Here is a 13,787-nt window from a genome sequence, read left to right as displayed (position 1 = left end):
GTTCTTTTGTCGGAGGAGCGCTCGAGAAACCGTTCTGCGCGCGTGAGACTGCACCGCGCGCGCAGCCCGCCGCTTGCTGGCACCCGCCCGCAACTGCGCGATCTCGGGTTAAACTGCGCGACATGCTACGTAACCCGCTCCGCCACGACCTGCCGAATCTCACCGCCGCCACGCGCGCGGTGTCGTCGCTCGCGCAGGCCACTTCGGTGTGGGTGAAAGCCAAAGCCAAAAAACAGCCGCTCATCTGACCGGAGTCTGCTGTTCCGTCAGATGTGCGACGGAACGGCCAGTCGAAGGCGCCCTGCCTTCCGCCTCACTCACGGCTTGCTTCCCTCCTGCGCACCGCTGAACGGACCTTCCATACGGTCGAGTTCAAGGGAAAGTCATGTCTGAGTTTTCGGGTATCTGGATTCCGCTCATCACGCCGTTCAACGCCGGTGCAATCGATCATGCGTCGCTCGACGCGCTTGTGCGCCACTACGTCGAGGCCGGGGTGGCCGGCTTCGTCGCGCTCGGCACGACCGGCGAACCCGCCGCGCTGAGCGACGCGGAAGCGGACGACGTGCTCGCCACCGTGCTGGCGTCGGCGGGCCGCCTGCCGGTCGTGGCGGGCGTGAGCGGCAATCACACGGCGGCCGTCTGCGAGCGGATCGCGGCGCTCAACGAGCAGCCCGTCGCGGGCGTGCTGGCGGCCGCGCCTTACTACATCCGCCCATCGCAGGCGGGTGTGATCGGCCACTTCGCGGCGCTCGCCGATGCAAGCCGCAAGCCCCTGATCGTCTACGACATTCCCGCGCGCACGGGCGTGCGCATCGAGTTGCCGAGCCTGCTCGAACTCGCCGCGCACGAGCGCATCGTCGCGGTGAAGGACTGCGGCGGCTCGCTCGACAAGACGCTCGCGCTGATTCTCGACGGCCGTTTGCAGGTGCTCTGCGGCGAGGACATCGACATGTTCGGCGCGATGTGCGCGGGCGCGAGCGGGGCAATTGCGGCGTCGGCGCATTGGCGGCCGGAGCGTTTCGTGGGGATGGCGCGCGCGTTGCAGGAAGGGCGTCTCGCCGATGCGCGCGCGATCTGGCACACACTCGTGCCGCTCGTGCGTGCGGCGTTCGCGGAGCCGAATCCGGGCCCGGTGAAGGCGGGGCTCGCTGCGTGCGGGCGTATCCGCAATGAACTGCGCGCGCCGATGACGCGTGTGAGCGATGAGCTGGAGGCGGCGCTGGCGCGCCTCGTGGTTTGACGCTGCCCGTGCGGGAAGGGTGTGTGGTGGGATGAGACGCTGGGGCAGGTGCGGCGTGCGCTGCTTCTTGTGCGCCGCCCGGAAGCGGCGCGTCTAGCGCGCCGCGCGTGCGTTTGCGGCGCCGGACGCGCGGCGGCGGCGCGAGCGAGGGCGTTCGACTGCAGCGGGTTCGCCGTTCAGCAGAATTCGGCGGCCGGGCACATGCTGCGCAACGAGGCGGGCGATATCGAGCGCCGTGCTCTCGGCGGGCACGACCTGACGGCGGGCGCTGTCATCGAGCGGCGTCGTCCATTCGACGAGCCGGTAAGCGCGGCCCCACGGATGCTGGAGCGGCGTGGACACACGGCACGACGCGACCGTCGAAGCGGCGCCGTCGCGCAGCAGGGACTGCAGGTGCACTAGTACATCGTCTTCAACCATGACCTCGCTCCTCCTAAGCTTGCCGCGCAAAAAAACGCCGCCGATGTTCCGGCGGCTCAACAGGGGTTGAGCCTATGTTTGCAGCAAAGAATTAAACCAACCTTAAGAGAGGGGCTTGGGCGCCGGCAGCCCGAGTGTGACCGGCACGGCCGATGGCGGCGCCGGCGCGAGCCCTATGCGGGCGCGCACCAGCCAGAAAAATGCTGTGGGGGCGGAGCGGCCGGCCTGCGTGTGGCCGGCGCAAAGACAAGCTGACAGACGGCGATTAGTGCGGTTTCGTGCCATTTTGCCGCAGCGTCGCACGCGTCTTGCGGGCGGCGAAAAGCGGCAGATAGTCCTGGATGCGCGCTTGCGCTCGATATTCATTGAGCGTGTCGGCGTAGATGCGCGCGACCGTTTCCTCCGGCGTGTTGGTTTCTTCGGCGATGGTATGGACGATCTCGGAAGCATCGGCGGTCTTCGGCATGACTTGGCTCCGGTCAGCGAGGTGGGGTTGGCAGGCGGGTTTCAATTCAAGGACATCCGGACGCGGGATACCAATTGAATCCACCTATCGCGCAAAACCGCCATACGCGCATCACAAGCGTGAACTGTCTGAGCATTGACGCTTGCTCGCGCGAGCCCTGTATTTTCGGGGCCTCCAGCGCAAAAACGGCCACGGCGAGACAGAATGTCTGCGCCGTGGCCGCCAGATGGCATGCGGCCATGGGCCGCACGCGCTCTGCTTATGTCACCTTACGCCGCGGTTTCGAGCGACGGGTAGTCCGTGTAGCCCGTTTCGCCGCGCGCGTAATACGTCGACGGATTCGGCGCGTTGAGCGGCGCGTTCAATTCGAAACGGCGCGGCAGGTCGGGGTTGGCGATGAAGAGTTGACCCCACGCGACCGCGTCGGCTTCGCCTGCCGCGAGCACCGCTTGCGCCGATTCGAGCGAGAACTTTTCGTTCGCGATGAACGGACCGCCGAATTCGGCCTTCAGCTGCGGCCCGAGACGGTTGTCGCCAAGCGATTCGCGCGCGAACAGGAACGCGATCTTGCGCTTGCCAAGCTCGCGCGCCACATACCCGAACGTCGCCGCCGGATTCGAATCGCCCATCGTGTGAGCGTCGCCGCGCGGTGCGATGTGCATGCCTACGCGATCCGCGCCCCACACATCGATACAGGCGTCGGTGATTTCAAGCAGCAGGCGCGCGCGATTTTCGATCGAGCCGCCATAGGCGTCCGTGCGCTGGTTGGTGGTGTCCTGCAGGAACTGGTCGAGCAGATAGCCGTTCGCGCCGTGAATTTCCACGCCGTCGAAACCGGCCGCCTTCGCGTTGATCGCGCCCTGGCGGAACGCGGCGATCACGCCGGCGATCTCTTCGGTTGCGAGCGCGCGCGGCGTGACGAAGCCGCGTTGCGGACGCACGAGGCTCACGTTGCCTTGCGGCGCAATGGCGCTGGGCGCCACCGGCAGTTCGCCGTTCAGGAACACAGGGTCGGACACGCGACCGACGTGCCACAGTTGCAAGAAGATGCGGCCGCCCGCGGCATGCACCGCATCGGTCACGATCTTCCAGCCTTCCACTTGCTCCTGCGACCAGATGCCCGGCGTTTCGGCATAGCCGACGCCTTGCGGCGTCACCGAGGTCGCCTCGCTGATGATGAGGCCGGCCGTGGCGCGTTCGGCGTAGTATTTCGCCATGAGTTCGTTGGGCACGCGCACTTCACCGGCGCGTTGACGCGTGAGCGGGGCCATGATGATGCGGTTCGGCAGCGTGAGGTCGCCGATCTGGATGGGGTCGAAAAGCGTTGCCATGTAGGGTCACCTTGTCTGCGGGCGCGGCCCGCGGGCTGAAAAGCGATACAGGAATCGAAACGGACGATGCGTATTCAGCAGATGTTTCGTCGCTGAAGCATCACAACTGCGCGTTCATATGGGCGATAAACGCCTCGATGACCGGCTCGTTGCGCTTGAAGAACACCCACTGCCCCACGCGTTTGGACGTGACGAGTCCCGCCTTCTGCAAAACGGCCAGATGCGCGGACACCGTCGATTGCGAAAGCTCGCAATGCGCGTCGATCTTGCCCGCGCAAACGCCGTTTTCGAGCGGCAGCTCCTGGTCGCCAAAGTGCACCTGCGGCTCGCGCAGGCACGCAAGAATCTCGCGGCGCACCGGATTGGAGAGCGCCTTGCAGATCGCGTCGACGTCTAGAGCGGGAGTGGTAGGGGAATTCTTCATCGCGGCTGCATCGTAACTGTCCGAATCATATATCGGATTTCTACGATATGGGCGATGGCACTGATTTCAATAGGGTTGTCCGTACATCTCGCGTTCGCTCCCCGCTTTCGCGTGGTCTAGCGCGATGCAAAACACCGGGAAACAACGCCTGGCAGTCGGTAAATTCGCCGGCCCGAGCCCATTGCATCGCGTAGATCACCGCTGCGTTAGCAGCGACCCGCACGCATTCGATTCAAGCCGTCGCCTGCCGCGCACGCGGCTCACATACGCCAGCGCGGACAAACTGATCATGGCGGTCGCAATCAGCCAGTAACTCGGCGCGCTCTTGTCGCCGGTGGCGCTCAGCATCCACGTGACGATGGCTGGGGTAAAGCCGCCGAACACGGTCACGCCGATGTTGTAGCCGATCGACATGCCGGTGGCGCGCGTCGCGGCCGGGAAGATCTCGGCCATGAGCGCGGGCAGGGCGCCGAAATAGATCGACTTCAGCAGCGCGAGCCACGCAATCAGCACGAAGAGCGCAACCGCACTCGTATGGCCGGTCGCCCAGGCGAAGCCCGGGTACGCGCTCGCGAGGAAGAGCAGCGCGACACAAGTCATCTGCGTGCGCCGCCCGATGCGGTCGGACAGATGCCCCGCGAACGGCGTGACGACGGTGAGGATCACGCCGCCCGCCATCGTCGCCGCGAAGCCGGTTGCCGCAGGCAGATGCAACTGGCGGATCGCGAACGTGGGAATGTATTGCAGCAGATAGTTGACCGCCGTCGAGACAGTCATCAGGCCGATCGCCGTGAGCACGAGCCGCTTTTGCTGGCCCAGCACTTCGCGCACGGGCGTTTCGGTACGCGCGCTGCGTTTGAAGTCCTCGGCGTCTTCAATGAAGCGGCGCAGATAGAGGCCCACCGGACCAATCAGTAATCCGAAGAAAAACGGCAGACGCCAGCCCCAGGCGGCGAGGTCGGCGGGCGCCATGAGGCGGGCGAGTCCATAGCCGAACGAGGCCGCGAGCAGCGTGGCGAGGCCTTGCGTCGCGAACTGCCAGCTCGCGAGAAAACCGCGACGGTGCGGCGCATGCTCGATCAGCATGGCCGTGGACGCACCGAACTCGCCGCCCGCCGAAAAGCCCTGGATGAGCCGCGCGGCGAACACCGCGAGCGGCGCGGCAAGGCCTATCGTCGCGTAGTCGGGAATCAGCGCGATGATCGCTGTGCCGACCATCATGAGGCTGACCGAGAGCATCAGCGCGGCCTTGCGTCCGCTACGGTCGGCATAGGCGCCCAGTACCGCGCCGCCGAGCGGCCGCACGAGATACGATGCGCCGAAGGTGCCGAACGTGAGCAGCATCGAAACGGTCTCGTTGACCGCCGGAAAGAAGTGCTTGCCGATATACACCGCGAAGAACCCGTAAATGGCGATGTCGAACCATTCGAGCGCGTTGCCGGCGGAGGTGGCGATGACGAGCCTCGCAAGGCTCACGGGTTGTTTTGCGGACATGGCGGCATGCACCTTATTGGGTCGTCAGGCGAAGGCGTCGGCGGGTTGCGTCGCGCGTGCTTGCGCTTGCGCCGATGCGCGGCTTGCGGCGAGACGCGCGGCGTCGTCGCCGAGGTCCCACCAGAGTCCGGCCATCACGGCGAGCGCCTCGCGTGCGACGGAGCCGAGCAGGTGTTCGTTCGGCGCGTGCTGCGCGCAGGCCGGATACGAGTGCGGAACCCAGAGCGTCGGCAGGCCGAGCGTGTACGCGAATACGTCGTTCGGCACCGTGCCGCCGAGGTTCGGCAACAGCGCCGGCTTCTTTCCGGTCGATGCGCGCAGCGAATCGAGCGCCCAGTGCACCCAGGCATCGTCGGGGTCGAGCCGCGTCGCGGCGGACGTCTGCGTGACGCGCACCTGCACATCGTCAAAGCCTAGCCGCGCGAAGTGCGCTTCGAGATGCTCGCCCACGCGCGCGGCGTCCGTGCCCACCACGAAGCGCAACTGGCAAGTGGCCTTGGCCGTGGGCGGGATCGCGTTGACGGGCGCGTCGGGGTTGCCGGTCTTGAACGCGAGCACTTCGAGTGTGTTCCAGGCGATCACGCGCTCGGTGGGCGTGAGGCCGGGCTCGCCCCAGTCGGGATCGATCGCGGGGGCGTCGTCGTCGCCGCCGAGCACGATGTCGGCAAGCGCCTCGCGCACGCTTGCGGACACGGGCGGCGGACGCAGCCCGTCCACGGCGATGGCGCCGCGCCGGTCGACGAGGCTCGCGATCGCGTGCGACAGCACGATGGCTGGATTGCGCAGCGCGCCGCCCCAGTTGCCCGAGTGATGCGCACCGCGGCGCAGATCGACAAGCAGTTCGAACGTCACGCCGCCGCGCGAGCCGAGGAACAACGTGGGGCGTTCGGCCAGCACGCGGGGGCCGTCGGAGGCGATGAACACGTCCGCCGCAAGTGTGTCGCGATGGGCGGCGCACACGGCGTCGAGGCCCGGCGAGCCGATTTCCTCGCCGGTTTCGAAGATCACCTTCACGTTGTAGCCGAGCTTGCCGCCGCGCGCGTCCAGCACCGCGGCGAGCGCGGCGAAGTTCACGGAGTGCTGGCCCTTGTTGTCGGCGGTGCCGCGGCCATACCAGCGGTCGCCTTCCACGGTGACGGTCCAGGGCGCGAGACCCTCGCGCCACTGCTCGTCGTAGCCGCGCACGACGTCGCCGTGGCCGTAAGTCAGCACACTCGGAAGCGCGGGGTCTTCGATGCGCTCGGCGATCAGAAACGGCGCGCGCGCGCCTGCGGGATTCTCGACCACGCGGCACGTGAAGCCGAGCGACGAGAGGGAGGGCATTACCTCGTCGGCGAGATAGGCGACGAGCGCGCGGGCCTGCTCGGGATTCTGGCTTTCAGTGCGAAAGCCCACGCGGCGCTGGAGGTCGGCGAAGAAAGCGCCGGAATCATAGACGCGCACGGCGCGGTCGATGGCGGTTTGTCGGGTCTCGTTCAAAAGGGCTCCTCTCATGCCTGGGTGCAGGGAATGAAAGCAGTCTAGGAATGCCAAAAATTCGCAACAATTTCAAAATTTGCGGATAGCATTGCCGAAACGGCAACACAAACAACGCCCACTGAGCGCCCACTGAACGGATAAGCCGATGCTTCATGGAATCGCCTTGCGCTACTTCGTCGAGGTCGCGCGCACCGGGTCGCTAGCCGCGGCCTCGGAGAACCTGCACGTCGCCGTCTCGGCGATCAGCCGGCAAATCAGCAAGCTGGAGGAGGACGTGGGGACGGCGCTGTTCGAGCGCATGCCGCGTGGGATGGTGCTGACCGAATCGGGCGAGCGGCTGGCCGAGCACGCGCGGCGCGCGCTGCTGGAGGGTGACGCGGTGCTCGCCGAGATCGCCACGGCCAAGGCGCTCGGGCACGGCATCGTCCGAATCGGCTGCACGGAGGGCTTTACGCGCTCGTTTCTGCCCCACGTGCTCGCGCAGCATCACGCCGCCGCGCCGCACGTGCATTTCAATCTGCGCTCGGGTACGCCTTCACAGGTCGAGCAGTGGGTGGCCACGGGCGAGGCGGACCTGGGGCTGGCGTTTTCGAGCGGAGACCCCGCGAAGGTCTACGTGCAGTACAGCGCACAGGCGCCGGTCTGCGCACTGCTCGATCCGGGGCATCCGCTGGCGCAGCGCCGCTCGCTCACGCTCGCGGACCTGCGCGATTATCCCGTCGCGCTGCTCGAACGCGGCAACACGGCGCGCCAGCTATTCGACGAATGCTGCGCGCGGCACGGCATCAAGCTCGAACCCATTCTCACGAGCAACAATTCGAGCGCGCTGCACGCGTTCGCTGCGCTGGCGGGCGCGATCACGCTCGGCAGCCGGCTCTCGCTGTCGGGACTCGCGGACGATCTTTCGCTGGTGGCGAAGCGCTTCGACGAACCGACGCTCAACCAGCGCAACCTGTGTGTGATGACGATGCGCGACCGGCGGCTTTCACGCCCCATCGAAGGGGTGCTGAGGGCGCTGATCGGTGCGATCGAACGGGCGTTGTGAAGGACCGGCGCCTCAGCGCTTGCCCGCGCGCCCCGTCATGCGTCCCAGGATGTCCACGCGCTGCACCAGTTGATGGTAGATCACCGCGAGCACGTGCCCGGCGATCAGTACGTAAGTCAGGTACGCCAGCCAATAGTGGATCTTCGAGCCGAGATGGCCGAGCGCCTTGTCTGCCGGCACGACGGCGGGGACCTGATACAGCCAGAACCAGTTCACCGGATGGCCGCCGCCATACGAGTTGATATATCCACTGATCGGCATGGCAAAGAGAATCAGATACAGCAGGCCATGGCCGATATGCGCGAGCTTCTGCTCGAACGCTGGAATGCGTTGCGGCAGCGGCGGCGCATTGCCCGCAAGCCGCGTCACCACGCGGATCAGCGTGAGCAGCAGGACGGTCAGGCCAATCGATTTGTGGAAATTCACCCAGCTGCCGTGCGACGGGTCATGACGGTCCATCGTCGTCATGTACCACGCCACCGGGATCACTACGAACATGCATAGCGCGCTCAGCCAGTGCAGCACGCGCAGCGTCAAGCCATAAGTGGGACGTGCGAACGACAACGCAGAAACGGATTGCGGGCTTCGGGACATGGTAGAGGGCCTTTTCGCGATCGAATTGACCTAGCCTGCCACAAAAACAGCACTGCGCAACATCCCCGGGCGATGCAGTTTTGTTAGGTCCCGTTACAACGGCTGGCGTCAAAATGACATTGGATGATAAGTCAACCATAATTCCTCAATGGATTTCCCTTATCTAGCTGCCGGTACGCCTGCCGATAACTGCGTAATGTGATTCGGCCTGTCTGCCTCACTCTGGCCATAAGTTGCATTGTCAATCAGGAGTCGAGAATTCCATGCCCAGCAATTTCGCAGAAGCCCCGTTTGGCGAGGCCTACGCCCCAGCCAATGCCGCTCGACGGGTAGCGGCCGTCGAAAGCCCGCTCATGAACGCGCGCAAACGAGCCGACAGGGCTTGCGCGCTGGTCAACTGGATTCTTCTGGCGGGCGCCTTGGGGATCGGCTTGCACTTCGACGCGCTCACGCCCGTGCTCGTCGTCGGGTTGCCGCTAGCGCTCGTTTCCACGGCGCTCGCGCTTGCGTTGCCGGGGCTCAAGATCACCAGAATGGGTTCCGCGCTCACCTTCATGGGCGGCGCGGCCGTACTGATCGACGTGGGAGGCGGGCAGGACGAGTTTCACTTCGTCGTGTTCATCCTGCTCTCGCTGCTGCTCGCCTATCGCGACGTGCAGGTGGTGCTGCTCGCTACCGGCTTCATCTCCATCCAGCAACTCGCGTTCAACTATTTTCAGGCTTGGGGCTGGCCGGTCAGGGTCTATTCGCAGACGGGCTTCGACGTCGTGGCGCAGCACTGGGCGTTTCTCTGGCTGCAAACCTTGTTCATCGCGGCGATTTCGGCGCGCCAGGAGCGCGACGCAAACATCGCGGGCGAACTCGCGGCCATGTCGGAGGGGATCGGCCAGGCCTCGGGTTACATCACGCTGGGCGAGCAAACGAGCCGGCCCGCGAGCGATGTGGCCGGGGCATTCCACGCCACGCTCGCTGCCGTGCGTAAAACGCTGCTGCAGGTGCGCGACAGCGTGAGTGAAGTTTCGGAGTCCGTAGCAAGAACCAGCGCGCGTAACGCCGTCCTTTCCGAGCGGACCGAGCAACAGCGCCATTCTCTGGAAGGCATGGTCGCGGCGATGGAGCAGCTCAAGCAAAGCGTGCATGAGAGCGTCGATCACGCAATGGCGGCCAGCGAGCTGGCGGGCTCCGCGAGCGAAGTCGCGACCCAGGGGCGCGGGGCGATCAAGGCGGTGATCGATACGATGGGCGACATTTATCGTTCGTGCGAACGCATTACCGACATCATCGGCGTGATCGACGGCATCGCGTTCCAGACCAACATTCTCGCGCTCAACGCGTCGGTCGAGGCCGCGCGCGCGGGCGATCAGGGGCGGGGATTCGGCGTGGTGGCGGAGGAGGTCCGCACGCTGGCCCAGCGCAGCGCCTCGGCTGCGAAGGAGATCCGGGCGCTGATCGGGGAGTCGGTCGAGCGCGCACGCACGGGCAACGGTCTCGTCGAAAGCGCGGGCAATACGGTGGGCGAGGTGCTCGAAAGCGTCACGCGCCTGTCGGCCATCGTTCACGAAATGGCGACGGCCACCGGCGCGCAGCGCGCGGGCATCGACCAGATGGGCGAGAACATCGCCCACATCGACGCGGCGATACGCGAAAACGCGGCGCATGTCGCCGACACGGTGGAGCAGGTCGAGCAGCAGCATCGCCAGACGGCCTTGCTCGCCAGCGCGGTCAAGGTGTTCAGACTGGATTGAGCGGCGTCGCGACGCGTTTTCGGGGCGCGACCCCGAAGCAGACCATTTTGTTACACCTCTTACGGCGCTTGGCATCCGGCGTTACAAAGCCCTTTCACGTTGGCCGCTATACTCGGTTCCGTCTCAAAAACGTAAGAGAACAACTATGTCGAAGAAAATCATCCAGATGGTTGCCGTTGCTGCGCTGACTGCTGCAGCCTCGCTGCCGGCGCTCGCCGGCGATATGAACAACGCACTGGGTGGCGCGCTGGGCGGCGTCGCCGGCGCGGCTCTGGGCGGCGCCGTGGGCGGCAGCACCGGCGCGGTGATCGGCGGCGCGGTGGGCGGCGGCGCGGGTGGCGCAGTCACCTCGAATCGTCGCGAACGCACGGGCGCCATCATCGGCGGCGCGCTCGGCGGCGGCGCTGGCACTGCCGCGGGCAATGCCATGGGCGGCCGCACCGGCGGCCTGATCGGCGCGGCCGTGGGCGGCGGCGCGGGTTCGGCGCTCGGCGGCAATGTCTCGCGATCGAACTCGTACGCCGACGACTATTCGCGCGGCTATCACGGCAAGCACCACAAGCACCGTCACTACGACTAAGCACAGCTTGCCGGGCGCAACGGCTAAGCGCCGCTGCGCCTCGTCATTTCGCGCCGCTGTATCCCGCGGCGCTCGCCGGGCCGTTCTGGCCCGCGCGCAACTCCCTCCCTGCTTATGCTAGACCGCATCCGGGTGCCTGGCCGCGTTGGCTTCGTGCTGTTTGATTCGGTATGGCAGGCGATTTCCCCGGTATCGGTGAACGTCAATCCTGTCGCGGTTTGCGGCGCCACGAGCCATGTGGCAGTTCCTTGTCTCGCTCGGCCGCGGTGAGCGCGGCGCGCAGTTGCGTCTGGTTAAGCGGAATGCAATAGGCCGGTTTCGCGCGCTCGAAACGCCAGCTGTCGGCAAGCGAACCTGCGTCGAGCACATCGAAATCGAGCTGTGCGTGCAGCGCGGCCACGAGCGCCTTCGCCGCTTCGTCGTCTGCCGCGACGGGTAGCGCGCGCCGTCCGCCTTCAACAGGCGGCCGCTCTTCGCGCGGCAGGTCGTACGCAAGAATCGCACTGAACGCCTTGACCACCCGTGCGCCATTCAACTGCTGCGCAACGCGTTCGCTCGTCGCCTCGCGGTGTTCGTCGAACGCGGCAATGGCACCGTCGCGGGCCGGATAGTAATTCATGGTGTCGATGACGACTTTGCCGGCGAGCGATTTGACCGGTATCTCGCCAAGCGCGGCCAGAGGCAGCGCCGCGATCACGATTTCGCCGAACGCCGCGGCTTGCTCCAGCGTGCCGATTTCGCAGCCCAGCGCCGCCGCCTCTGCCGCGCGCGCCTTCGGATCACGCGACGAGAGCATCACTTCATGCCCCGCCTGCGCGAGCAGTTTGCCCAGCGTCGAGCCGATCTCGCCCGCGCCGAGAATGCCGACAGCCAATCGATGTTCGTTCATGGGAAGCCCCGTGGTTTGCAATGGAGCCTCCAGCGTAGCGCCGAAACTGTCATGCGATAATCGGACACCCGGGTGAAACACTTGAAACGTGGGATTTCCAATCGTGGACAAATTGACCAGCATGACCGTGTTCGTGAAGACCGCCGAATCCGGATCGTTCACGGCGGCGGCACGCATGCTCGCGATGACGCCGCAGATGGCGGGCAAGCACGTCGACGCGCTGGAAAAGACGCTAGGCGTGCGGCTGCTGCAGCGCTCGACGCGCAAGCACGCGCTCACGGAGGCCGGCCGCGCCTATTTCGAAGCCTGCCGCCGTGTGCTCGAAGAGGCGGCCGCCGCGGAGGCCGTCGCGCTCGCGCAGACCGGCCACCCGCAAGGCACGCTGCGCGTGACGGCGCCCGTCTCGTTCGGCGCTTTCCGGCTTGCGCATGAAATCAAGGCTTTTCTCTCGGATTGCCCGGACGTGAAAGTCGATCTCGTGCTGAGCGATCGGCAATTCGACCTCTTGCAAGATGGTTTCGATGTCGCGTTTCGTATCGGCGCGCTGCCCGACTCGCAACTGGTCGCGCGGCCGCTCGCGCCATATCGGCTCGTGCCGTGTGCCGCGCCGGCCTATCTCGCCGCGCACGGAACGCCGGCGCATCCGCGCGAACTCGCGCAGCACGTGTGCCTCGATTACGCATTCGACAGCTTTCCGGCGCCCCAAACGTGGATCTTCAAGGACGGCGACACGCAGATCGAAGTCGAGCCGCGCGGCCAGCTGCGCAGCAACGACACCCGCGCGTTGGTCTCGGCGGCGGAGGCGGGAGTGGGAATCGTGCTGGCGGGCGAGCCGAACCTCGCGCCTTCGGTGGCGGCGGGGCGGCTCGTGCCGCTGCTCGAGGCGTATGCCGCGCCGGTACGGCCCATGCATCTGCTTTACGCGGATCGCCGCGCGCAGGCTCCCAAGCAGCGCGCGTTCGTGGCGTGGGCGCTGGCGTGCTTTGGCGAAGCGGGCAGCGTCGCCGGCGCGCGGGCGCCCGCGTCCCCGCTCGTTCGTCGTTCGGCGCGCAAGCCGCGCACCGAACGCACATAGCGTGATTAGCTCTCGCTACGGAAGACGGCATTGAGCGTCGCGCCGGGGGCCGCGCCTTCGAAGCCGTCGAAACGCCCTTCGGTGAGCCGTTGCGCCGCGTGCATGAAGCCGCCCCATGCGGTGCGGGCGAGCGCGCCGCCCACGCTCACACGGCGCACGCCCAGCGCGGCGAGATCGTCGAGCGTGAAGGCCGACTTCGCGCCGATCAGCACGTTCACCGGCTTCGGCGCGACAGCGGTGACGACGGCCACGATCTGCTCGCGTGTCTGGATGCCGGGCGCATAGAGGCAATCCGCGCCTGCCTGCGCGTACGCCCGCAGGCGAGCGATGGCGTCGTCGAGATCGGGCACGCCCGCCACGAAGTTCTCCGCGCGGCCGACGAGGACGGTGTCGCCGCCGCGCGCGTCGATGGCGCGCCGCGCCGCCCGCATGCGCTCGACGGCGATCTCGATCGGCAGCAGCGGCGCTGCGTCGTCGCCAGTCGAATCTTCCACGGAAAGCCCGGCGACGCCGGTCTCGACGGCGAGGCCGACGCTTGCTTCGACGCCTGCGGGATCGGCGCCAAAGCCGCTTTCGAAGTCGGCGTTCACGGGCAGGTCGGTTGCCGCGACGATCTCACGCAGGTGCGCGAGGATCGCGTCGCGCGGCAAGGTGTTGTCGGCGTGGCCGCGTGACCAGGCGAACCCGGAACTGGTAGTCGCGAGCGCCTTGAAGCCGAGACTCTGGAGATAACGCGCGCTGCCCACGTCCCACGGGTTCGGCAGCACGAAGCAACCGGCGGCGTGCAGCGCACGAAACTCGGCGCGTTTCTCGGCGATGGTGCGGGCGGGTCCTGACATGGCAAGTTTCCTCCTGGCTCGTGGGTGGGCGGCGGGGTGTCTGCGCAGGCGTGCGTATTCTCTGGCGCCCGTCACCGATTGTGACCGAATTCCTGGATTCCCGAATCGAACGGCGTTCGCCTGCGCCGCGATTTCGGTGAAGATAAGGATGGCGAATTAAATGAAC

The 13,787-nt window shown here is 66.3% G+C and carries 14 protein-coding genes and 1 pseudogene; 6 read left to right on the top strand and 9 right to left on the bottom strand.

The features are described from left to right. Positions 1-122: 122 nt before the first annotated feature. Both AB3X98_RS31390 and dapA read left to right on the top strand, forming a co-directional pair. Complete coding sequence (locus AB3X98_RS31390; RefSeq protein ID WP_256094458.1) at positions 123-248, top strand: hypothetical protein; 126 nt, start codon at positions 123-125, stop codon at positions 246-248. A gap of 137 nt (positions 249-385) precedes the next feature. Continuing rightward, the gene (gene dapA, locus AB3X98_RS31385) at positions 386-1,240 is read left to right on the top strand and encodes a 4-hydroxy-tetrahydrodipicolinate synthase (RefSeq protein WP_368605709.1); all 855 of its coding nucleotides are present in this window, start codon (positions 386-388) and stop codon (positions 1,238-1,240) included. A 189-nt stretch (positions 1,241-1,429) separates the two neighbouring features. On the opposite strand, the pseudogene AB3X98_RS31380 reads toward dapA, so the two are convergent. From AB3X98_RS31380 to AB3X98_RS31355, 6 genes and pseudogenes are all read right to left on the bottom strand, one after another. Next, positions 1,430-1,660 (bottom strand): annotated as a pseudogene (locus AB3X98_RS31380) (DUF2866 domain-containing protein); the annotation flags it as partial. Positions 1,661-1,925: 265 nt separating this feature from the next. Further along, positions 1,926-2,126 carry a DUF3562 domain-containing protein gene (locus AB3X98_RS31375; protein ID WP_028202533.1) on the bottom strand — a complete coding sequence of 67 codons (201 nt, stop codon included), beginning with the start codon at positions 2,124-2,126 and terminating at the stop codon, positions 1,926-1,928. Positions 2,127-2,395: 269 nt separating this feature from the next. Further along, positions 2,396-3,457, bottom strand: coding sequence for an alkene reductase (locus tag AB3X98_RS31370; protein ID WP_069261792.1), 1,062 nt, complete (start codon positions 3,455-3,457; stop codon positions 2,396-2,398). Between the two features lie 100 nt (positions 3,458-3,557). Continuing rightward, positions 3,558-3,881: a helix-turn-helix transcriptional regulator gene (locus AB3X98_RS31365; RefSeq protein WP_069261793.1), complete on the bottom strand. Its 324-nt coding sequence runs from the start codon at positions 3,879-3,881 to the stop codon at positions 3,558-3,560. A gap of 195 nt (positions 3,882-4,076) precedes the next feature. Further along, positions 4,077-5,375, bottom strand: a complete 1,299-nt coding sequence (locus AB3X98_RS31360; protein ID WP_368605708.1) for an MFS transporter — start codon at positions 5,373-5,375, stop codon at positions 4,077-4,079. Between the two features lie 24 nt (positions 5,376-5,399). Continuing rightward, positions 5,400-6,854 (bottom strand): M20 family metallopeptidase, encoded by a 1,455-nt coding sequence (locus AB3X98_RS31355; RefSeq protein WP_368605707.1) that lies wholly within the window; start codon positions 6,852-6,854, stop codon positions 5,400-5,402. Between the two features lie 145 nt (positions 6,855-6,999). On the opposite strand from AB3X98_RS31355, the gene AB3X98_RS31350 reads away from it, so the two are divergent. Next, positions 7,000-7,899 (top strand): LysR family transcriptional regulator, encoded by a 900-nt coding sequence (locus AB3X98_RS31350; RefSeq protein WP_368605706.1) that lies wholly within the window; start codon positions 7,000-7,002, stop codon positions 7,897-7,899. A gap of 12 nt (positions 7,900-7,911) precedes the next feature. Here AB3X98_RS31350 and AB3X98_RS31345 read toward each other — a convergent pair whose 3' ends face one another. After that, the gene (locus AB3X98_RS31345; protein ID WP_083245009.1) at positions 7,912-8,493 is read right to left on the bottom strand and encodes a cytochrome b; all 582 of its coding nucleotides are present in this window, start codon (positions 8,491-8,493) and stop codon (positions 7,912-7,914) included. Positions 8,494-8,756: 263 nt separating this feature from the next. On the opposite strand from AB3X98_RS31345, the gene AB3X98_RS31340 reads away from it, so the two are divergent. Both AB3X98_RS31340 and AB3X98_RS31335 read left to right on the top strand, forming a co-directional pair. Beyond that, on the top strand, positions 8,757-10,238 hold the full coding sequence (locus AB3X98_RS31340) for a methyl-accepting chemotaxis protein (protein WP_368605705.1): 1,482 nt from the start codon (positions 8,757-8,759) through the stop codon (positions 10,236-10,238). A 145-nt stretch (positions 10,239-10,383) separates the two neighbouring features. Further along, the gene (locus AB3X98_RS31335; protein ID WP_069261799.1) at positions 10,384-10,818 is read left to right on the top strand and encodes a hypothetical protein; all 435 of its coding nucleotides are present in this window, start codon (positions 10,384-10,386) and stop codon (positions 10,816-10,818) included. 202 nt (positions 10,819-11,020) lie between these two features. On the opposite strand, the gene AB3X98_RS31330 is transcribed toward AB3X98_RS31335, so the two are convergent. Beyond that, positions 11,021-11,707, bottom strand: coding sequence for an NADPH-dependent F420 reductase (locus AB3X98_RS31330; RefSeq protein ID WP_368605704.1), 687 nt, complete (start codon positions 11,705-11,707; stop codon positions 11,021-11,023). A 103-nt stretch (positions 11,708-11,810) separates the two neighbouring features. Between AB3X98_RS31330 and AB3X98_RS31325 the strand changes: the two genes are divergently transcribed. Beyond that, the gene (locus tag AB3X98_RS31325) at positions 11,811-12,782 is read left to right on the top strand and encodes a LysR family transcriptional regulator (protein ID WP_368605703.1); all 972 of its coding nucleotides are present in this window, start codon (positions 11,811-11,813) and stop codon (positions 12,780-12,782) included. A 5-nt stretch (positions 12,783-12,787) separates the two neighbouring features. On the opposite strand, the gene AB3X98_RS31320 is transcribed toward AB3X98_RS31325, so the two are convergent. Further along, positions 12,788-13,621 carry an oxaloacetate decarboxylase gene (locus AB3X98_RS31320; protein WP_368610368.1) on the bottom strand — a complete coding sequence of 278 codons (834 nt, stop codon included), beginning with the start codon at positions 13,619-13,621 and terminating at the stop codon, positions 12,788-12,790. Between the last annotated feature and the right edge of the window lie 166 nt (positions 13,622-13,787).

This window comes from Paraburkholderia sp. BR14312 (assembly GCF_040948675.1).
Classification (GTDB): domain Bacteria; phylum Pseudomonadota; class Gammaproteobacteria; order Burkholderiales; family Burkholderiaceae; genus Paraburkholderia; species Paraburkholderia nodosa_A.
This window is presented reverse-complemented; position numbering and strand designations above follow the sequence as displayed.